The sequence below is a fragment of the Pedobacter sp. MR2016-19 genome (assembly GCF_014947265.1).
GTDB lineage: Bacteria > Bacteroidota > Bacteroidia > Sphingobacteriales > Sphingobacteriaceae > Pedobacter.
Genome location: NZ_JADCNK010000017.1, coordinates 1 through 22053, shown reverse-complemented (window position 1 = coordinate 22053; position 22053 = coordinate 1). Strand labels below are relative to the sequence as shown.

The window sequence follows — 22053 nt, the reverse complement described above, 5'->3', positions numbered from 1 at the left end:
CTTTACCTAATAACCTGGATTTTGGCTTAGATTGCTATTGTTTTGTATTTCTATTTTTGGAATAGGGTATAAAGCATCATTGGCTGACCAGGTTGATTTTAATGCTCCTAAAACAGTATTGGCGCGTCCTGTCCTCCGAAGGTCATTCCAGCGGTGTCCGTATTCGCCAAACAACTCAATTCTTCGTTCCTGTTCTATCGCTAACAAAATATCAGATTGGAGCGTGGCCGTCGTATTTAGCAGGCCCGCCCTGTTCCTGATCACATTGATATCAGCAACGGCACCCGTCAGATTAGCCTGCTTTGCCCTGGCTTCAGCACGTATAAGATATTGCTCTGCCAAACGCAGGCAAGTAACATATTCACCTGCTGCTGTTGTATTGGCAACCCGTTGTTTATACTTTGAAAAATAGTAGTAGGCAGTACCCTGATAAGTAGTTGTGCCGACCCAATTGGTGTATCTGCGGTCGCCGGATTCAAATGCTTTAAGAAGGCCACTGCTTAACTGGAAATCCGGAATAGTTGTAATATCCAATGCAAAAGATTCTCCCTCATTAGTGAACCCCTGGCCAGCTGTGCCAGATGGAGAAGCGTCAAACTGTAATATCGCTTCGGCATTGTTTTTCACAAAGATGCCATTGAGGTTAGCTGTAGAAAGTAAACTGAAGGATCCGGCATTAATTACAAGAGTAGCGTTTGCTTCCGCATTTGCCCAGTCGCCGATGTATAGGTAAGCCCTTGCCAGCAAAGCGGCTGCGGCATATTTATTGGGCCTGGTACGCTGGCCTGAAGAGTAAGAATAATTCGCAGATAAGGAACCTTTGGCTTCATTTAAATCTTTAATGATTTGTTGATACACGATTGCCTTTGCACTATGCGAAAGCGAATTATTGACAGAGCGGTCTGTGCTTAATGGCATCGGAACATCGCCCCATAAATTTACCAGATAAAAATAGCAAAGTGCCCTAATAAATTTCGCTTCACCCAGGGCTTCAACTTTCATCGCATCGCTAATGCCACCACTACTGCTATTGACACCTTCAATAACGGCGTTGGCCTGATAAACTACTGAATAGCAGCTGGTCCACATAGAGGATAGGTAAACATTATCTGCCTGAAGTCCATTTAGTGTAAACGCGTCAAATTCGGATCCTGAAGTAGAATATTGAGCTTCATCTGCTGCGCAACCATTTAAAAATGACATAGAAAATTGCAAATCAGGTGATCTACTGATAGCGAAATTATTGTACATGCCTGCTAAAGCAGAATTGACAGTATTGTCATTGGTAAAAACGGTACCTGTAACCAATTGATTGCTTGGTGCGTCCACATCAACGAATTTCTTGCATCCACTGGTAAATATGCACACCAACATCATAACCAGTTGGGAGATAATTATTGTATTGGTGATTTTTATAGTTTTCATATCGGATATTTTAGAATGAGAAGTTAACACCTGCAACAATTGTTCTTAGTGGCGGTATATTACTTGCCAGGGTCTCAGGGTCGTAACCCTTAAATTTGGTAAAAGTTAGCAGGTTTTGACCTTGCAGATAAAAACGTGCAGAACTCATTTTTAAACTCTTTACCCAGCTATCTTTAAAAGTATACGAGAATGATACGTTCTTTAACCTTAAATAGGCCGCATTGCTAAGCACCGCATCAGACTGAATGTACTTAGAATAGGTATTATAGGCTGTACCATCTGTATTGATCCCGAAAGTTCTTGTGGCTATTTTGCCGTTTGTTTGTTTAAATAAATCGTACATATAGCTCGACATATTTACCACGTTATATCCCGGAGGAGCAGAACCTGCATAATAATCTATGCCATATTGTGTGTTGCGACCGGTAAATTGCAGCATTAAATCCAATTGGAAGTTTTTATATCTGAACGTATTGATCATCCCTCCATAAAAATCCGGGTCTGTTTTACCAACGGCTACTTTATCGCCCAGGCCATAAGCAGCCAGGCCGGTTTCGGAAGACATTGTAATATCAGTTGAGCCACTCTTATTGGCATCTTCAATGGTTGGTAAATTAGTTACGGGTGACAGGCCTGTATACCGATACGCATAAATGGTACTGAGCGAATTACCCACTACCAAAGAACTGCTATACTGTGTGTTTTCTATGCCAGGAAAGGATAACAATTTACTTTGTACAAAGGATATATTGAAATTGGTGGTCCAGTTAAAATTTTTGCTTTTTAAATTCTGAGTGGTTAAAGTAAACTCAAAACCTTTTTTCTGAATGGTGGCGGGTAAATTACCATAGTATGAGTTGAAACCTGTTACAGTGCTTTGAGGAACACTCACCAGTGAATTATTCACCTTGTTGCGGAACCAGGCACCTGTTAAAAGTATCCTATCCTTTAAAAAACCTAAGTCAAGGGCAAATTCGAGTTTTTTATTAACCTCCCATTGCAGGTCAGGATTGGCAAGTGAATTTGGCGCCAGACCTGTTGTTCCATTATAGCCATAGAGGGTGGTTTTATAAGAGTCTAAATAAAGGTAATCAGGAATCTGGTCGTTACCGGTAGATCCGTAACTTCCCCTCAGCTTTCCGTAACTCAGCGCCGGAAGCGTATTCTTAAAAATATCCTCTTCTGTAAATATCCAGGCACTGCCTACAGAACCAAAGTTTCCAAAACGTTTATTGGCGCCAAACCTCGAAGAACCATCGCGCCTGTAGTTTACATTCAGGATGTACTTATTTAACCAGTTGTAATTAGCACGGGCAAAAAAAGATTGATATTTATATTCGGAATTAAAATTATAAACATTTACAGAACCTGCACCCGAAATGGAACCTAGCAACGCATCAGAACTGTAATTAGTGCCTACCACGTAGATTGGCTGATCGTACTTATTATCCTGAAAGGTTGCCCCTGAAAGTAAATTCAGACTCCCACGGCTAATCTTCAACGTATAGTCTATCTGGGGTTCCACATTCCATGTGTCTACGTTATTTTGCTGGCGCTTTGACGACGGAAGTGTACCTGATAAAGGATTGATGCTTTGTGAATAAGCAAGATCCTGGGCATTGGCTACCAATTTATTGTAGGATGTATTCAGCTTAATATTCAAATCTTTAACTGGTGTATACTTCAACATTATGCCCCCGATAAGATTATTATTTTTAGCTGAATATTTTTGGTACATGTATTTCAATGGGTTTTCATACTGCAGCGAAAAAGTATTGAGGTCAAACCAATACAAACCGGTACCTGAAGCATTGTAAAGTGGAAAATTAGGTGCCTGACTAAAAGCCACAGCACCCAGGTCTGTCGTATTTCCTGACCTGGCAACATTATTGTTTTGATCAAGAGATAAAGTTGCAGTGATGTTTGCGGTAAATTTCCGATCTGGGGAGCTATGTTCGACGGCTAAATGCACACTTCCTCTTTTATATGTATAATCTCCAGGTATTACAGTCGTTTCATTATGGTAAGTTCCACTTAAAAGAAAATTAGTTTGGCTGTTCCCACCTGAAAACGAAGCAGAGGCATCCGTGGCATGGGCAGTTTTTCCCATTAGTAGTTTTTGAAAATCGGTAGAATTATTGGTATCCCAAACCATCAGATCGGGTGCGTTGTTTGCCCTTGGTGTAGCACCTGAATTGGCAAATGCCCTGCGTCTGACTTCCAGGTATTGTGAAAGTGTCATATTTTCTACTTTGTGCAGATTGGCTACATCCGATATGCCGTTACTGAAATTAACATTCAGCTGGGTTTTACCAGATTTTCCTTTTTTGGTCGTAATTAAGATCACGCCGTTACCACCCCGGCTACCATAAATAGAGGTTGCATCGGCATCTTTCAATATCTGGATACTTTCTATATCACTTGGATTAATAATATTTAAAGGATTATTGCCAAAAGAAGGTTTAAGATAACCAACATTATTGCCGCCTGCTGCATAAATGGGTTCTGAAATAAAAGGAACACCATCAACAATATACAAGGGTGCAACGCCTGTGGCGGGTACAGGATTGTTATCACCGTCTAAAACGGATGGCAAGGATTTAGCCGCCCTGATCTGAACACTAATGCCAGCGCCTGGTGTACCGCTATTCTGACTGATGAACAGTCCGGGAACCTGACCTGATAGTGCCTGCAATACATTGGTTACCGGTTGTTTGGCAATATCTTCAGCAGTTACCTTTGCAATGGCGCCGGTGCTGATTCGCTGACTGGTTTTTTGCCCATAGGCCACCACCTGAACTTCATCCAGCTTAGAGGTGCTCAATTTCATCGTCACAATAATATTGGATGTTGCTTTTTCTTTTACAGTAAACTCATATTTTTCGTAACCGATATAGTTGAATGTCAGCACATCATTATCATTTATATCGCTAAAAACAAATTCACCCTTCAGATTGGTAATGGTACCTTTTCCGGTTCTACTGTTGATAATGGTTACACCTGATAATGGGCCATTTTCTCCTACTACAATTCCATTTATCTGGATAGGCAAGGTTAAAATTTTCGTTACTTTCTCAAAAAGTGACAATTCCTTTTTAGATACGATAACTGATTTATTTTCGATTTTAAATTCCAGCGGCTGCGTTTTAAATATCTGTTCCAAAGCATCATTCAGTTCGATATTTTTTACGTTTACATTTACAGGTGCAGAATCCTTGAGGGTTGAGCTGGTGAAAAGAAAGTCGTATCCGGTTTGCACTCTGATTTGATCAAATACCTTTATTAATGGCAAGTTTTTTGCCGTTAAAGTGATCCGTTGTGCATGGGAGCTTGCGCTCACCTGTACAATAGCTGTAATTAAAATCAGCGTGATTAACTTCATGATCAACAGGAATTTATTTACACGACCAGGCGGCTGTGTAACATTCTTAGGGTAAAATTTGTACATTTGTTTGGCTGGGTTATGCGTTGAGCCTATTCATTTTCCAGATGGTGCAGGCTCTTCGCGGTTGATAATAATTAATTGTAATTAATCCAGCTTAAGTCATTCCGGCTCCACCCGGAGTGACTTTTATACTTGGATTGCTAAATGGAGTTAAAGTATATTTTATCCGGTTACAACAATCCTCCTTCCTTCAATTTTAAATTGTACACCTTTAGTTTGCTGCAGCATTTTTAAAACTTCATCGATAGTTTTATACCTGGAAATTGTTCCATAATAACCTTCATCAGAAACTGCCCCGTCGTATACCACATCTACATCGTACCACCGCGATAACTTATGCATAACGCTCCTGATATTTTCGTTATTAAACCTGAAATAGCCGTTTTTCCAGGCCACGGCTTCTTCCGTGTTTGCGTGATCAATGATGCTTATCCCTTCTCTATAGTTAAACTGCGATTGTTCTCCCGGCTTCAGTAATGCAGACTTTTTAGCGCTTGATATTCTTATACTACCTGTTAATAGTGTTGTTTTAACAGCTAATTCATCAGGATATGCATTGATGTTAAAATGCGTTCCCAACACTTCAACCGTTTGTTTAGCCGTTATTACTCGAAATGGTTTAGAGGCATCATGGGCAACCTCAAAGTATACTTCGCCGGTAATTTCAACCTTACGTTCGTATTTATTAAATGTAGTAGGATATTTTATAGATGAAGCGGCATTAAGCCAAACCTGTGTTCCGTCGGATAAGATAAGACGATATTCACCACCAACAGGTGTTATCATTGTATTATAAAGTGAACCAGGATTATTGACTGTAGTGGCGGTGTATGTAACTTGTCCACTCCCTGTTTTAACTACCTCAGAAGAACCTTGGGTAGCCAATAAACCGCTTTTGGCGTCATTCAGGTCTAATTTAGTGCCGTTAGCTAAAACTAATACCGCTTTTGTGCTTCCAGGTAGGATTTCATGCTTGCTATTTTGCGCAGTTTGTAGCGATTGTTGTTTTAGTTCAAAAAAATAATATCCGGTATAAATACAAACTAAAACCGAAGCAGCGACAGCGATACGCGTCCACATTCTGGTTATTTTAGCTGTATTTCGTTGAGGGAGCTTGTTCCAGATTTCTCTTTCAATCTCCTCATAATCTGGTTCTGGAAGCTGATCTTCCCGCTTAGCTAGTTCTTTGGCATACCAGCTTTCCACAATGATTTTTTCTTCCGGCGTGCAGGTTCCGGAGAGGTATTTTGCAATTAGTAGCTGTGCCCTGTTTTTTTCCATAAAAATCCTTGTTTTAAAGGCTCTATATGGTTAAGACGGTTAAGTAGCGTACTTGTGTAATAGGAATTGAAAAAAATAAATTAATCTTAGAAAATCACGCATTTTATTTTAAAAACAAAAATATGGAGACTAAAATAATTACACCTAATTTAAAACGCAACAGTTTTAGCGCATTGTTTATCTGCTTTTTTACTGTATTATCGGTGATATTCATTTTTTCAGCAATTTCCTTATAGGATAAATGAGACTTTCTGCTTAATTCAAAGACTTCTCTCATTTTTTCCGGTAAAAATGAGATCTCCTTTTCTATTAACGCAGCTAATTCTTTTTCCCGGATAATATTATCTGTAGTTAATTCTCCTTTGTCAATAAAAGATTCTAAGGAATTAAAATAATCTCCTTTTACCTTATTACGGTCAATAATATCAAATATTTTATGCCGTAGTGATGAATATAGAAATGCAGATAAAGTGCTATTCACAAATAGTGTTGGACCTTTTAGCCATAACATCGTAAAGATATCCTGAACAGCATCCTTAGCCTCTTCGTCATTCTGAAGCATTCTGCGCGCATGCCTGAAAAGTATAGCCCAGTATCTTTTATATATTACCTGGTAAGCCGCGTATTCACCTTCCCTGAATAGGGCTAGTAGCTCTTGATCCTGAAGTTTACTCAACTCGTCCATAATGCCGCAAAAAACGCTAACGAATATAATAATAATTTTACATTAAGTTAAAGTTAGTATATTAAGCTGGTTCTATTATTAAACACATATATCCCATGGTTAATTTCCAACCACAGCACCGCCTTTGAAAACCTTGTTTGCTTTTATGAGCTTGTTCCCAGGACTTAAATGGAAATTTCCCAAATGAGCCAAACTATGATTATGACCAGAAAATTGTTGGAGAATTCGTACCGAATAAAACAGCAAATGACAATGGTTACTGCTATTGGAATGATTGCAGTATTTCAATTGCACTTTAATCATAAATTTGAACACTAAAAAACAGTTTTACAACACTTGACCATTTCATTAAGCAAAACAATCCCACAATAGAAATCATTTATGTGCAGAATGAAATACTTGACTTATTGACAAAGACGATGTGTATGTACTGGAAAAATTATTCAACAGATAAGGCTGAAATGCACCAATATGAGCAGACTAAAAAAACAAAGGGGACTTAGACGTTATTATAAAAACCTTAAAGTAAAAAACAGCAACTGGTCAGGATTGAATTTTGATGACCCCGAACAGGCCTGGTTTGACTTATGGCACACACATTTCGACTGGCGTGGCTATGGTAATGATAGTTTTAAAAAACGCAAACCTCATCTCGACAAACTATCTAGACATTTTGATCTACTCGAAGAAAAAGCAAAGTCTTTACAAACTGATTATCAGATATGGGCAACGTTGATGGATTTTGACAGCTATCATGATGCCTTATTTCTACACACTCCGAATCCGAACTGTAACAACTTTCCCTGGGTAATAGAAGATCTTTCTAAAACAAGGAATTAAACAATTATATTGGTGATCTTGTTGGCTATGAAAAGCTATATGGACAAGCGGATAATGCCTTCTGTGTACTTTTCAAGAAAGACCTTGGCATCCCTGTGATACCCATCTAGCGCATTCGTTCAAAATGATCTATCAAAATATGAAGAAAAGTTGCTCACCTGGCTTTCTTTTCATAGCCACAAAAGCCCATCGAAAGATGGGCTTTTGTGGCTTATATTGATGTAAAACTAGTTTGACTATAGTTATGGCGCCAATAATTTGTATAAATGTTCTTAATCGTTAAAGTTTAAAAGCTACACCCACGTTAAGCAATCCCAGGCTCTGGTAACCGAGTTCTGTAAAAAGAGCTGTATGGTTAGAAAGGTAATACTTACCGCCCGCAAACAAACCAAAGCCAATGCCACTGCCTGTAGCACCATTAAAACCCTCGCTGTCACTTACACTGGCAATGACGTAGCCCAGACTCGCCCCGCCATACACATCAAATTTAGGTGCGAGCTCAAGCAATTCGTTAAAATGGTAGGAACCTCTGGCACCAATGTAAAACGCGTTCTGTTTGAAGCTATAGTTTGAGCCTGCCGTGTTTAAATCATATTTCGAACTGGCATAAGCCAATTGTCCACCCACGCTAATTTCGTTGGTAATGCCTTTTTCGAAAGAAACACTGGGATTTACCGGCAGAGATGCAGCGTAACCTGAACCAAAAAACGGACTGCCAATACCGATACCAACATTCAGCAATTGATCGCCTTTTCCGTAGGCTCTAATTGAAGATGTATTTTTTGCAGAAGCCTTGCTTTCCCGTTCAACTTTAGTTTTAGGCAATACTTTGCCTTTTGATGCCGACTGGGCCATTGCAACAACGCCGGTAGCCATAAAGACAGCCATCACAAATAATTGTTTTTTCATGTAGATAAAATTAAACTTGATTAAAGAATGAAATTCTTCTTTTAGACAGCCTCATAAAGCCTCCCAAAAGGTTAGGCAAAGATAAAACCCTTGCAAACAGCAATCTATACCGGTTTTTAGGTATTTTTGAAGCATTTGGAATTAAATTACTTCGTAATGCTGTCTATTTCAGACAATTTTACAGGGCTGCAGATAATTTTAGACTGATGCGAAAGATTCGCAGTTTCAATTAACCGATTTTTAATTAACAATAAAAATTAATCGTTACTGATTAAATGCTCATCTAAAGATGGGCTTTTATGTTAATGTCTATCTATAATCAATTTGACTTTAGTCTTAGCAAGACGCTAAGACTAAAATGGGGAGGCGCTAAGACTAAATGGGCTATATCGCTGTCATTTTATTAGGCAAAAGGTGCCTAATCCTCCCTTTTAAGCCGTTAGTTTGACTTGTTTTCCTGTTTTTACGGCCTGGTAGATGGCATCAATAATTTTAAGATCTTTCAAACCTTCCTCGCCGTTTACAGGAACTACCGGCTTTTTATCTTCAAAAATAATACTTGCCATTTCATCCAACTGTACAGTTTGATGGGTAGTGATGGGCTGCGTGAGTTCACCTTTATGTGTCCTACCCTTAATCGGACCATAACCAGTAGAAGGTTGCATTTCTGCAAATCCCCCGTCGCCACTCATAAAAAATCTATCCAGGTGATTGATATTATAACTAGACAAGCAGGAGGCTACTGCACCGCTTGGGAAACCCAATTGAAATTGTATGGTTTCATCTACCCCTTCTTTAAATTTTACAGGGTCAGTCTTGGTTTCCTGAGCCGTCACCCAGATCGGTTCTTCACCCACCATATACCTGGCTCCGTTAATGGCATAGATTCCAATATCCATCATTGATCCCCCACCTGCAAGCGCTTTGTTTAATCGCCACTGTGTAGGGTCGCCTGCTTTAAAACCACATTGTCCCTGGAAAAACCTGATCCTACCAAAGTCGCCTGCATTTCTCATTCGAATCACCTCCAGTGTATGAGGCTCAAAATGCAACCTATAGCCAACCAGTAATTTTACATTTGCTTTTTTACAAGCATCAACCATCTCTTGTCCCTCTTTAGCATTCAATGCCATCGGTTTCTCGCATATGGCATGTTTTCCGGCTTTTGCTACCCGGATAACCTGACTATGGTGCAGTGCATTGGGCGTAATCACATAAATCGCATCGATATCCGGATTGTTTTTAACCTGATCAAAGTTGTCGTAGTTATAACAATTCTTTTCCGGGATGTTGTACTTTGTTTGCCATTCTTTAATTTTTGAAGGCGTACCACTAATTACACCTACCAACTTCGCCCTGGTACAAGCCTTCATCGCTTCTGCTACACGGGTGCCGTATCCACCCAAACCCATGATGGCTACTCTGAGCACCCTACCATCGTAAGGCTTTTCGATTGGGTCAGGAGCGTTCGCAAATGCTGATATCGACCCCAATTGCAGCATCAATGCTGATGCACCCATTTTTTGTAGGAAATCTCTTCTGGTATTCATATTTATCCTTGGCTACGTACCTAATTGGCAAAAATATGAGTAATATTGCGATCACCCGTTTTTACCACTTAATTAACTGATTTACTTTATGATATCAAACACCCGCCACCTACATTTAGTTTTCATAATATGATTTGCGGCCAGGTCTGAACTAAAAATTGATCGTTAACTAACGGGTACCATCGCAAATAGCCAATAGATTCAGCTATTGCTGTCAAAAGGAACACTGAACCCAGCTTAAACATTTAATGTCCTTCCTCTTCTGCATTCTTTACCTTGCTCAACAAGTCATAAGCGCCCTTAATCACCACCTTTGCATTATTAATTTGTCCGGCAAAAGAAACCTGGGTATATCCATTCTCGGCAACTCCTGTTTTTACTTCCGTCATTCTGTAGCGGTAAGTATTACTGTTATTAGCAGCAGGCTGATCTATAAACACAAATTTTTTGCCTTCAAATTCAACAATTGCGGCATCAGGGAGTGCTTCAACCTTGTTCATGCCACTTTCTACATAGGCCTTAAGGTACATGCCCGGAAGCAACTGTGTATCCTCTTTGTCAAGGTGGCAGTGAATTTGCACGGTACGCTCTTTACTGATTTCCCTGCCGATGAGGTAAACCGTAGCCATACGTTCCTTTTCCTCGTTGGCCAGCACAAAGCGCACCTTCTGTCCCAATTTAAGCTTGGGTACATCTTTTTCAAATACCGTAAGCTCTGCATGCAGGTGCTCGGTATCTGCGATCTTGAACAATACATCGGTTGTACTGGCAAAGGCGCCAATGTTGGTGTTAACCTGTGTAACATAACCCGCCATTGGTGTATAGAGGTTAAAAGTTGTCTGGATCTTTCCTTTTTCCAGTGCCGGAAAACTGATATTCATAATGGAAAGTTTTGAACGTTGCCCCAGCAATCTTGCACTTACACTCTGGTATTCGCTTCTTGCTTTCTGCAATGCTTTTTTGGAATTTACATTTTCCTTTGCCAATTCTTCCTGGCGATCGAGCTCCTGCTTTAAGAACTGCAGCTGGCTTTTATAATCCAGGTAGTCTTGTTGCATCTGAATGAATTCCGGATTCTGCATTACGGCTACAAGTTCCCCTTTGGCTACGCGTTTTCCCTGCAACATATTGGTGCTTTTTACAATCCCTTCCAGCGGTGTGGAAATAGATACCAGGCTCTGTGGTGGGAGGTCAAGCATTCCGTTTACTTTTGTTGTTCCACTTAATTCCTTCAGCTCAATATCACCCAGGGTAATTTCTGATAGCTTGTGCTGCTCTGGTGTAAGGTTTACGATATCGCTTTTTTCGTGAACGGTTTCTTTTTCAGGTTCCTTTTCGGCACCTGGACGGCCACAGCCAGCCAGATAAAACGGGAAGGATAGCAGGATAAGATATTTATATATGGATTTCATTAGATTTATGCTTAAAATGATTGGTTATTACCGGTTAAAAATTCTATCTGGTTGATGCTCTGGCTTAACTGGAGCAGGGCTATCAGGCGCCCTTCGTAAATACCGTTCGCCTGTTTAAGGTTCAACAGGTATTCCGAATAACCTATTTCTCCATTCTGGTAGGCGATGCGGCTATTTTTTAAGATCAGTGCCGCATTGCTTAGGGCCGAAGTAATAAAATAGTCGTAACGTTTCCTGTTTTTCAGGTATTCGCCCAGGGCCTGCTGGTACTGGCCTGTTAGTTTTCGCTGCTGGAGCTCCAGATCGTTCGAGGCAATATCACGGTTAATCGATGCGGCCTTTGCCTTTGCTGAATAAGCCCTGTAAAATAACGGAACGGAAAGCCCCACCTGAAAGCCCTGGAAACGTTTGTCACGACCAAAGAAAACGTCATTTCCATTAACGTTCTGAAAACCAGTTAGCGACTGGTTGAAATAACCCAGGGTAAAATCGGGTAATGCTTTGGCAAGTTCTACCTTTCGCTGTTTTTCAGCAATCACGATCTGCTGCCTGAAATAGGCAATGGCTGGATTTTCATTTAAAAGGGCCGTATCTCCGATCGAAATCTCGGGTGTTTCTTTTAAAAACTTGTCGGCGATTAAGGGTAGCTCCCCCCTGCCTAAAAGCGTAGCTAGCTGCGCTTTGTAAATTTCGATATCAGACCGGTCCTGATCGAGCAGGTTTTGCACATCCTTGAGCTGTGTCTCGGCGGCCACCTTTTCAAGCAGGTTGCCCTCGCCTGTTTTGTACTTTAGTGAAGCCGATTTTACAAACCCCTTATAGATGCTGTCTTGCTCCAGCAACAGTTTCTCCTTCGAATATAGGTACTGGAGATTGGTGTAAACTGTTTTAACCTGAAAAATAAGTTCGTTTTTACTTGAAGCGACCTGAAGCTGGCCTGCTTTGATGCGTTCATTACCTAATGCCGCATTTGCAGTGAAAAGTGTTGGGAATGGAATGTTTTGCGAAACGGTAAAGTTGTTATCGTTTTTAGCCAGACTATTGTATTGCCCGTAAAGCATAGACACTTCAGTTTTGGGCATTTCGAAGGCGCTTTTCCTGAGTGCCTGTTGCAACCCTACACCAAGGTTAGCCCCGCTAATCGCCCTGTTGTTTTCCAGCGCCGAAGATACCGCCTGTTCAAGGGTTAATGGAGTCTGGGCCTTAACAGGTTGAAATCCAAACAGCGTAACAAACACTACAATTATTCCCGCTACCGGAGCTATTTTTACTTTTTTTCTGCCCATTTTTTCTACCCAGATATAAAGCACCGGAAGCACCAAAAGGGTTAATAATGTTGCTGAGATTAGTCCACCGATAACAACCGTTGCCAATGGCCGCTGCACTTCAGCTCCGCTTCCGCTTGAGATAGCCATTGGAAGAAAGCCCAGAGAGGCTACAAGGGCTGTCATAATAACCGGACGAAGCCTAACCGAAGTTCCTGTTCTGATAATTTCGAGAATATCGTTCATTCCTTCTTTTTTTAACCTGTTAAATTCACTGATCAGCACGATTCCGTTAAGTACTGCCACACCAAAAAGTGCAATAAAGCCGATGCCTGCTGAGATACTAAATGGCATGCCCCGTGCCCATAGGGCAAATACGCCACCTATGGCTGACAATGGAATCGCGGTAAAAATTAAAAGCGCATGTTTAATTGATGAAAAAGTAAGATAAAGCAACAGTAAAATGAGCAATAAAGCCAGTGGTACCGCAATACCCAATCTTTTAGTGGCAGCCTGCAGGTTCTCAAAAGTGCCGCCAAAAGTTGGATAATATCCTGGTGAAAACTTAACCTCAGTATCGATCTTCTGCTGGATTTCTTTTACAATACTTTCCACATCCCTTCCCCTCACATTAAAGCCAACAGTGATCCGCCGCTTTGCATCATCGCGCTGGATCTGGTTTGGCCCTTCCCTGTACTGGATATCGGCCAGTTGTTCCAGCGGAATCTGGTTGCCATTGGGTGCAGTTACAAACAGGTTCTTTACATCTTCAAGAGACTGCCTGTTTTCTTTTTCCAGGCGGACAACCATATCGAACCGTTTTTCCCCTTCGAATACAAGGCCAGCCACCTCCCCGGCAAAACCTGAGCGGATAGCCGTATTCACATCTTCGATGTTCAGTCCGAACTGCGCAATCTTTTCTCTATGAAATTTGATGATAACCTGTGGAAGTCCTGAAGCCTGTTCCACGTAAACATCCTGGGCACCTTCGATTTTTCTGGCTATAGCACCGATCTTTGCTGCATAGGCACTTAGTTTTGAAAAATCCTCTCCGTAAACCTTGATGACAACATCCTGCCTGGCACCGGTCATGAGTTCATTAAAGCGCATCTGAATGGGCTGCTGGAACCCGAAAGTAACCCCAGGAATATACTGTTCCAATTTGGCCTGCATCTTTCCCGCAAGCTCATCCCTCGTCGAAGCATTTGTCCAGTCGCTTTTATCTTTTAAGATAATGATCAGGTCACAGGCTTCAACCGGCATGGGGTCGGTAGGAATTTCACTAGAGCCAATCTTCCCAATGACCTCTTTTACTTCAGGAAAATTTGCTTTTAATACCTTTGCAGCCCGTGTAGCCGCCTCAATGGTTTGTGAAAGACTGCTCCCGGTAAGCACCCGGGTTTCTACGGCAAAGTCGCCCTCTTCCAGCGTGGGAATAAATTCGGCGCCCAGGTAATTGAAAATAATAAGGCAAATGGCAAATAACCCTATTGCAATGCCCACAACGGCCAACCTTGCCCGAAGTGCAAAATTGAGCATTGGTGTATATACCCTTTGAAAAAAGGACATGATCCTGTCTGAGATATTTCTTTTGGTGCTGATGGTTTTATTTAGAAACAGCGCACTCATCATCGGCACATAAGTTAATGATAAGATAAAAGCGCCAAGGATAGCAAAAGCCACCGTTTGGGCCATTGGCCTGAACATCTTGCCTTCTATACCAACCAGTGCCAGAATTGGCAGGTAAACGATGAGGATAATGATCTCGCCGAAAGCTGCGCTGTTACGGATTTTGGAAGCAGATTCAAAAATCTCTGCATCCATCTCCTGCTGGCTTAACCTGTTTTTGTTTTTTCGGATACCCAGATGGTGGAGAGATGCCTCCACGATGATTACCGCTCCATCTACAATTAGTCCAAAATCTATAGCGCCAAGGCTCATCAGGTTTCCGCTGACGCCAAAAAGATTCATCAGGCATATGGCGAAAAGCATGGCAAGTGGAATAACAGAAGCCACAATTAATCCGGCACGGAAATTTCCCAAAAGCAGTACCAATACAAAAATTACAATCAATGCACCTTCTGCCAGGTTTTTGGTCACCGTGCCAATGGCACTGTCTACCAGTTTTGTGCGGTCGAGGAATGGCTCGATAACCACGCCCTCCGGAAGATTCTTTGCGATTTGATCCATCCGGGTTTTTACATTTGCGATAACCTTCGAAGAGTTGGCACCCTTTAGCATCATCACTACCGCCCCCACTACCTCGCCCTCATCGTTTCTGGTCATGGCACCATACCTGGTAGCCGCACCGATCCTTACTTCAGCTACATTTCGGATCAGCACGGGAATGCTATTCTCGTTGGTCCGTACAACGATGTTCTCAATGTCCTCAATACTGTTAATCAATCCCTCGCTCCTGATAAAATAAGCATTTGGCTTCTTATCGATGTAAGATCCGCCAGTGTTCTGATTGTTTTTTTCTAGTGCCTTAAAAATATCGCTTATGGATATATCCATGCTTCTGAGCTTGTCGGGATTAAGGGCAATCTCATACTGTTTAAGGTACCCTCCAAAGCTGCTCACATCTGCTATGCCCTCTACGCCCAGGAGCTGGCGGCGAACAATCCAGTCTTGAATGGTGCGGAGCTCGGTGGCATCATATTTTTTTTCATATCCTTTTTTAGGGTGGATTACATATTGGTAAATTTCTCCCAGTCCGGTAGTTAATGGCGCAATCTCAGGTGTGCCGATCCCCTTCGGAATGGCCCTTTCTACCTCGGCAAGCCTTTCACTTACCTGTTGGCGGGCCCAGTAAATCTCTACATTTTCCTTAAAAACCACTGTCACAACTGAAAGGCCGAACCTGCTAAAAGAACGGATTTCTTCTATTCCGGGAATAGTGGCCATGGTCTGCTCTACCGGGTAGGTTACAAAGCGCTCAATATCTTCTGCACCGTTGCTTGGCGAGGAAGTAATAATCTGGACCTGGTTATTGGTAATATCTGGAAGGGCATCTATGGGCAGCTGCCTAAGGGAGTATATACCCCAGGCAATCAGCGCCAGCATCATAATTCCCACCAGCAGTTTCTGCCTGATGGAGAACTGTATTATTCTGTTCAGCATTGTCGTTTAAATCAAAAATCAATAAATAGCAGGCATCATTGCAATCATGGTGCAAAATTGTGCATGTAAAAAGCATGCTTTTTCATGAACATCGCCATGAGACGAAAGATTGATTAAACGAGTTTAGGCGGTTGCCAAATATCGAGTGGTTGTTTTTTCAATGCCGAACACTGGAAAACCGGGTATGGTTTCCGTAATATCGGAACAATAAGATTTGTTAACTTTTCGGATGGGAAGTGCTGACCGACCGAGCAGCAGGCACAGCTACAGAATGGAGGACAGGATTCACCATGCATATGCCCAGCTTTTGATTGATCGCTGTGCACAATGCTTTCGGTGTGAGACTTGGAAACCATATCTTCCTTGTCCTGGCAGGGCATTAGGCCCAGAAGGATCAGATAAAGAGAAAAAAGGAATACAAAGTTTTTCACCACAGGCAAATGTAATGATTAATGTTTTTAATTCATAAAGCCCGTTTTTATTAAATTCCTGCTCTGTTTTGATGGTTAAAAAAACGGCTAGCTCTACGAGGCTTAATACCTTACGTATCATTGTAGATGCAAAGTTACGGGGTAAAGAATGTTAGTTATTTTTACGGCTTGCTATTTTTTATAAGCCCTTACATGAGTACTAACCTAAATAATGAATTGGCCACCAAGCCACATTACCCTATATTAGATGGCCTTCGCGGTGTTGCAGCTGTAATCGTTGTCACCTTTCACTTAACCGAGCCTTTAGGCACCGGGCACCTCGATATTCTGGTTAACCATGGTTATCTGGCTGTAGATTTTTTCTTTTTACTATCGGGTTTTGTAATGGGCTACGCTTATGACGACCGGTGGAATAAAATGAGTGTGGGCAGTTTTTTCAAACGCCGCATCTTACGTCTGCAACCGATGGTAATTTTGGGGATGACCCTTGGCGCTGTGGGGTTCTATTTTACAGATTCTACCATATGGCCGCTCATTCACACCATTCCGCTCTGGAAAATGCTGCTGGTACTGCTTATTAGCTACACCATTCTGCCGATACCATTATCGCTTGATATACGTGGCTGGCAGGAAATGCACCCCATGAATAGTGTGGGCTGGTCGCTGTTTTTTGAATACATTGCCAACATTTTATATGCAGTATGGATCAGGAAATTTTCTAAAATGGCATTAGGTATTTTAGTGGTTATCGCCGCTATTGCATTGGCACAGCTGGCCATTACAAACGGCGATGTAAGTGGTGGCTGGACGCTGAACGTTGAGCAGGTACGTATCGGCTTTACCCGTACCCTATACCCTTTCTTTGCAGGTTTATTACTTTCACGTATCGCAAGACCCACCCGAATTAGAAATGCCTTTTTATGGTGTACTCTTTTAGTGGCCCTGGTACTTTACATGCCGCGCATTGGTGGTGCTGAACATCTTTGGATGAATGGCATTTATGAATCTGTATGCATTATCATTGTGTTCCCACTTATCGTGTACATTGGTGCCAGTGGCGTGCTGCATACACAAAGAGAGCAGAGGATATGCAAATTTTTAGGCGATATATCCTACCCGCTTTACCTGGTACATTACCCATTGGTTTATTTTTACGTGGCCTGGATCAGTAACCATAAAGGCACAACAATTGTGCAGGCCTGGCCGTATGCCTTACTTATTTTAGCTGGCAGCATTGTTCTAGCCTATGCTGCATTAAAATGGTATGATGAACCGGTGCGCAAATGGTTGCGGAAAAAGTTTGCATAGCAGAATATCATTTGTTAGCATTTTAACCACAGATGCACACAGATAAACACGGATTTTATATCTGTGTACATCCCGCAATCCAATGGCCTGCTGTGTGGCCTTTTTTAATAATAGCTTAGGCATTTTGCTAACCAAATTGATAACGCAGGATTTTAAACGCAATCTCTGTTTTACCAATAGCAGGTATTAATTATATTTGAGTATTCGCTAAGGGAATGAATACCCTTTAAAAAATGATCTAAATAAACCAAAAATGGAGCAAAAAACACTATCTGAATTAACCGATCGAGAACTCTTGCTAGAAGCAAAAAAAAGGAAATTAGCAGTTATAACCAACGCAATATTAATAGGCTTTCTGGCTGGCGTTATATTTTACAGCGTGATGAAAAATAGTTTAGGATTTTTGACGCTTATCCCTTTATTTTTCATCTATAAGCTTGCCAATAACTCTAAATATAACAGTCAGGAGGTAGAAAATCTTTTAAAAGAAAGAGGTTTGAAATAAAGGACAGCATTGAGTAACCACAACTATCGGTAACCCGCTGAATAGAAATTTTTAAAAAATGTAACATATCATTTTTCGACTGACAAACAGTTGTCATAGGCCAGTTTTAGCTTTGTTCTATTAAATAATAGAACAAAATGTCAGCAACTATGATTACTAAAAGCGAATTACTACAACATTGGTTAGGCCATAGAAAACTAACCCGAAAAACCATCGAAAAATTTCCTGAAAAGGAATTATTCGAATTTTCGATCGGTGGAATGAGACCGTTTTCAGCATTAATTAAAGAGTTATTATCGATTGATGTTCCTGGTTTAAAAGAAATGGTGACCAGAGAAACAGCGCCTTTTAGTCATGATCTCCCACTCAATACCAAGGAAGAGATCCTGAATAAATGGGACGAGGATACCCCAAAGATTGTAGATTACTTTAACCAAATCTCTGAAAATCAGCTTCACGAAACAATTAAATTGTTTGGGCAGTACGAGTTTACGATTATGAGCCACCTCTTGTATTTCATTGATAACGAAATACACCACCGCGGCCAGGGCTTTGTATATTTAAGGGCCTTAGGTATTGAGCCTCCGTTTTTCTGGGATCGATATTAACTAATAACAAGCGGTAAGATAAATTGTAATTTACTTTGATACTTGTCACGTTGAGCTTGTCGAAACGTATTGCGAGAAATTTAAACGGTTACTTCAGCTGCCGCTATTGATGGACTCCAATAGAAAAATCGTCATTGCGAGGAGGAACGACGAAGCAATCTTTCATGATAGTGAACCTTGCCATAAAGATTGCTTCGCCGGCTGAAAAAGCCTTCTCGCAATGACGATAATCTGAGGGAATTTTTATAAAATAAACTACCCCTTAGCATCATAATTGTAGAATTACGATATAACATCCTTACTTTTTATCCTCTTTAAACCAGATTCCATTATTTCAACCAGTTCATTATTTAAATGGGCTGGTTCTATAATTTCGGCCACATCAACAAATTTAACAAACCAGCGGACAAAAGAAACCACAGCAAGGGAACAGTCGAAATACATCACCACAAAATCATCTGAAATTTCTTCGCCTGTAAATCCGAAAATCTGCCGCTCCCAATATAGAAAATGGGCATACTTCCTGTCTACCTTAATTTCGACTTTAAACACATTTTCAGCTAAACTTTTATTCCTGAATTCGTTAATAGGTGGGTGTGCAATAGTAAACTTTTCGTCAAGCACCAGCACTTTTTTAATTCTGTCCAATCTAAAATTGCGGTAATCTTTTCTTAGATGGCAATAAGCTAAAAGATACCAAAGACTGTGTTCGTAGAATACGCCTATGGGTTCTACTGATCTGCCAACCGTATGAATATCGCCACTTTTAAGGTAATCGATATGGGTTATTTTCTTCTTTATAGTGCTATTGAGTAAAACATCGATAATGTTGGGCAGGTAATCATTGGATGTAAAGTTGTTTTTAAGATGTATCGTATCTTCTAAATGCAGGAAATCTCTTTTTTGATGCACCTGAAAAGAACTTTTTATTTTGATAAGTGCCGCCTCAAAGTGTTTCTTAATAAATTCAGTTTCATGTTTCTGCATCACTTTTTCGGCAACCATTAAACTAAGAATTTCTTCCTGACTAAACCTGGATGGCTGCAGCCTAAAACCTTCCATAATCGAATAACCAGATCCTGATTCATTTACAATTGGAATACCTGCCATCTCCAGAGCTTTCAAATCCCTGTAGATTGTTCTTAAACTGATTTCGAAACGCTTTTGTAATTCTTCAGTAGTGACTATCGATTTAGACTGCAATAAAAAAAATATCTGTAGTATCCGGTCAAATCTTTTGGTAATATCCATCTTTAAAAATGTGGGGGATTGATTGTAGTAGCTAATTTAAGGTGATCAATAAATTATTTTAATCATTCAGCAAATTTAACAAGCCTGGTGACAACCTTATGGCAGTAGTGAATTATCTTTTATGAAATTAGAATCTATACAACTGGTTATCAAATAATTAAATTTATTTATTATTCTTAACTACGGCTACGGTAACCATCAATTGCCCTACATGGCGCATGGTATGCTCTGCTGCATGGAACAACAGGCCAATAACCGTTGAAGGGAGTCCTGCGCGCCCTACACCCCTATAATCAGACAATGTTGATTCGTTTGTACTCTTGATTTGCACTAAGGCCTGATCTACCTGCTTATTGAAACGGTTAACAAGATCTTCTACGGTATATCCCTTTGCTGAATCTTTACCCTCTTCGGCCAACTGGGCAAATTGAAATTCAGAAAGGCCCTCGGCCCTGGTATAAGTAAATACCCGATCAAGCACCCCACTTAAATGTTGAAGATGAAAACCCGTAGATGCCATTCCTGCGGGGCGTTGCCAAAGCAGTTCGACTGGGAAATCGAGCATATAATCATTAATCCCTTCTCTTGCCTGCAATAAGGCATGTGCTACAGGCTGTAACATCGGAATAATTTCGGGCAGCGGCCCTCGTTGCCAAACTTCTAATTTCTGCGACATTAATATTTTTTTTAAACTTTAAATCCGATTTAAGAAACCATAGCCTTTAGTGAAGCTATTCTTTATTCAGTTTGATAAAGCTTCTTGTATATTACTGGGTAAATAATAAGGTAATATAAAAGCCTGTTTAAAATTAAATAAAATTTATTTCATATGTCAGTCTGAACGTAGTCAAGACCATTTCAACGCATTAATAAAACAATCGACTAAGCTCTTGTGACAGCAAAAGGCCATTTATTTTTGTCATAAAAATTTAAACAGGCTCTAAATTAGTTATCAAATGCAGCCATTTAATTAACTGAAGCCATTCTTATCTGTAAGCATAGCCTGAAAGTAACCAACTACAATATCGATCTCACCAAACCGCCCTCTACCCTAATGGCTGCCCCATTGGTTCCCGAGGCTAATGGACTTACATAAAAAGTAACTGCGTTTGCGATTTCACTTACATCAAGAAAGCGTTGCAGTAATGAAGTAGGCCTCATGTTCTTAAAGAAATCGGCTTCTACCTCAGCAACGGTAATGTTTCCAGTTTTAGCCAAATCTTCAATAAAACCACCAACTCCTTTTGATTTGGTAGGACCAGGCAAAATTGAATTGACGGTTACTTCAGTACCTTTGGTTAGTTCAGCCAAACCACGGCTAACCGCCAGCTGTGCAGTTTTAGTCATACCATAGTGGATCATTTCATCCGGAATAAACACTGCCGATTCACTGGAGATAAAAATAATCCTGCCCCAATTTTTCTTTAACATTTTAGGGAATAGCTGCCGAGATAACCTGATTCCGCTCATTACATTGACTTCGAAAAACCTAAACCAATCATCATCACTGATATCTTCAAAGGCTTTAGGTTCAAAAATCCCCGCATTATTGATCAGTATATCGATCTCTGGAAGTTTATCAATCAGGTTATTTACTTCATCAGCTTTCGAAAAGTCAGCAGCTATGCCTGAAATAAAATCTTTCCCGGCAATACCTTGCAACGACTTCACGGCATCATCCACACTGCTTTGCGACCGGCCATTGATAATCACTTTTACACCTTCTTTTAATAAACTTTCAGCAATGGCGAATCCGATACCAGCGGTAGAGCCACTTATAAAAGCTGTTTTATGCTTTAACTGTAAATCCATTCTTTGATTTTTAAATAATGTTTACGATAAAATTTCTATTGCTATGTGGTGATATAAATTGAACAATTTTCTGGCTAAAAAGTGTCATATAAATATGTTAAAATGAATGACAAGGCTACAAAAATCGGGTATTGCTTTTGAACAAGGACAGGCTAAAGTAAGAAATGCAAAAGTAGCCTCTAACCACACTTAAATGAACGTAC

General features: G+C 40.6%; 17 protein-coding genes. 4 read left to right on the top strand and 13 right to left on the bottom strand.

Annotated elements, in window-relative coordinates:
* Window positions 1-6 precede the first annotated feature (6 nt).
* From IM793_RS18610 to IM793_RS18595, 4 genes are all read right to left on the bottom strand, one after another.
* Window positions 7-1425 (bottom strand): RagB/SusD family nutrient uptake outer membrane protein, encoded by a 1419-nt coding sequence (locus IM793_RS18610; protein WP_193423951.1) that lies wholly within the window; start codon window positions 1423-1425, stop codon window positions 7-9.
* Between the two features lie 10 nt (window positions 1426-1435).
* Window positions 1436-4873 (bottom strand): SusC/RagA family TonB-linked outer membrane protein, encoded by a 3438-nt coding sequence (locus tag IM793_RS18605; RefSeq protein ID WP_193423950.1) that lies wholly within the window; start codon window positions 4871-4873, stop codon window positions 1436-1438.
* 159 nt (window positions 4874-5032) lie between these two features.
* A complete protein-coding gene (locus tag IM793_RS18600) occupies window positions 5033-6151 on the bottom strand; it encodes a FecR family protein (RefSeq protein ID WP_193423948.1) in 1119 nt (372 codons plus the stop codon).
* A 103-nt stretch (window positions 6152-6254) separates the two neighbouring features.
* On the bottom strand, window positions 6255-6836 hold the full coding sequence (locus IM793_RS18595; RefSeq protein WP_193423946.1) for an RNA polymerase sigma factor: 582 nt from the start codon (window positions 6834-6836) through the stop codon (window positions 6255-6257).
* A gap of 471 nt (window positions 6837-7307) precedes the next feature.
* On the opposite strand from IM793_RS18595, the gene IM793_RS18590 reads away from it, so the two are divergent.
* Entirely contained in the window at window positions 7308-7676 is a 369-nt protein-coding gene (locus IM793_RS18590) for a hypothetical protein (protein ID WP_193423944.1), read from the top strand.
* A 279-nt stretch (window positions 7677-7955) separates the two neighbouring features.
* On the opposite strand, the gene IM793_RS18585 is transcribed toward IM793_RS18590, so the two are convergent.
* From IM793_RS18585 to IM793_RS18565, 6 genes are all read right to left on the bottom strand, one after another.
* Window positions 7956-8585 carry an outer membrane beta-barrel protein gene (locus IM793_RS18585; RefSeq protein WP_193423942.1) on the bottom strand — a complete coding sequence of 210 codons (630 nt, stop codon included), beginning with the start codon at window positions 8583-8585 and terminating at the stop codon, window positions 7956-7958.
* Between the two features lie 431 nt (window positions 8586-9016).
* Window positions 9017-10135 (bottom strand): Gfo/Idh/MocA family protein, encoded by a 1119-nt coding sequence (locus tag IM793_RS18580; protein ID WP_193423940.1) that lies wholly within the window; start codon window positions 10133-10135, stop codon window positions 9017-9019.
* Window positions 10136-10380: 245 nt separating this feature from the next.
* On the bottom strand, window positions 10381-11547 hold the full coding sequence (locus IM793_RS18575) for an efflux RND transporter periplasmic adaptor subunit (RefSeq protein WP_193423938.1): 1167 nt from the start codon (window positions 11545-11547) through the stop codon (window positions 10381-10383).
* A gap of 11 nt (window positions 11548-11558) precedes the next feature.
* The gene (locus IM793_RS18570; protein WP_193423936.1) at window positions 11559-15935 is read right to left on the bottom strand and encodes a CusA/CzcA family heavy metal efflux RND transporter; all 4377 of its coding nucleotides are present in this window, start codon (window positions 15933-15935) and stop codon (window positions 11559-11561) included.
* A gap of 113 nt (window positions 15936-16048) precedes the next feature.
* On the bottom strand, window positions 16049-16315 hold the full coding sequence (locus IM793_RS25175; protein ID WP_370629822.1) for a hypothetical protein: 267 nt from the start codon (window positions 16313-16315) through the stop codon (window positions 16049-16051).
* On the bottom strand, window positions 16221-16487 hold the full coding sequence (locus IM793_RS18565) for a hypothetical protein (protein WP_193423934.1): 267 nt from the start codon (window positions 16485-16487) through the stop codon (window positions 16221-16223). Before IM793_RS18565 ends, IM793_RS25175 begins: the two co-directional genes overlap by 95 nt.
* 71 nt (window positions 16488-16558) lie before the next feature.
* On the opposite strand from IM793_RS18565, the gene IM793_RS18560 reads away from it, so the two are divergent.
* From IM793_RS18560 to IM793_RS18550, 3 genes are all read left to right on the top strand, one after another.
* Window positions 16559-17674 (top strand): acyltransferase, encoded by a 1116-nt coding sequence (locus IM793_RS18560; RefSeq protein ID WP_193423932.1) that lies wholly within the window; start codon window positions 16559-16561, stop codon window positions 17672-17674.
* Between the two features lie 253 nt (window positions 17675-17927).
* Window positions 17928-18179 carry an FUSC family protein gene (locus tag IM793_RS18555; protein WP_193423930.1) on the top strand — a complete coding sequence of 84 codons (252 nt, stop codon included), beginning with the start codon at window positions 17928-17930 and terminating at the stop codon, window positions 18177-18179.
* Window positions 18180-18328: 149 nt separating this feature from the next.
* A complete protein-coding gene (locus IM793_RS18550) occupies window positions 18329-18787 on the top strand; it encodes a DinB family protein (RefSeq protein ID WP_227256315.1) in 459 nt (152 codons plus the stop codon).
* A gap of 282 nt (window positions 18788-19069) precedes the next feature.
* Here IM793_RS18550 and IM793_RS18545 read toward each other — a convergent pair whose 3' ends face one another.
* The 3 genes from IM793_RS18545 to IM793_RS18535 all read right to left on the bottom strand — a co-directional run bounded on the left by IM793_RS18545 (window position 19070) and on the right by IM793_RS18535 (window position 21850).
* Complete coding sequence (locus tag IM793_RS18545; protein WP_193423926.1) at window positions 19070-20038, bottom strand: YafY family protein; 969 nt, start codon at window positions 20036-20038, stop codon at window positions 19070-19072.
* 163 nt (window positions 20039-20201) lie between these two features.
* Window positions 20202-20714 (bottom strand): DinB family protein, encoded by a 513-nt coding sequence (locus IM793_RS18540; protein ID WP_193423924.1) that lies wholly within the window; start codon window positions 20712-20714, stop codon window positions 20202-20204.
* A gap of 341 nt (window positions 20715-21055) precedes the next feature.
* Entirely contained in the window at window positions 21056-21850 is a 795-nt protein-coding gene (locus IM793_RS18535) for an SDR family NAD(P)-dependent oxidoreductase (RefSeq protein ID WP_193423922.1), read from the bottom strand.
* Window positions 21851-22053 lie beyond the last annotated feature (203 nt).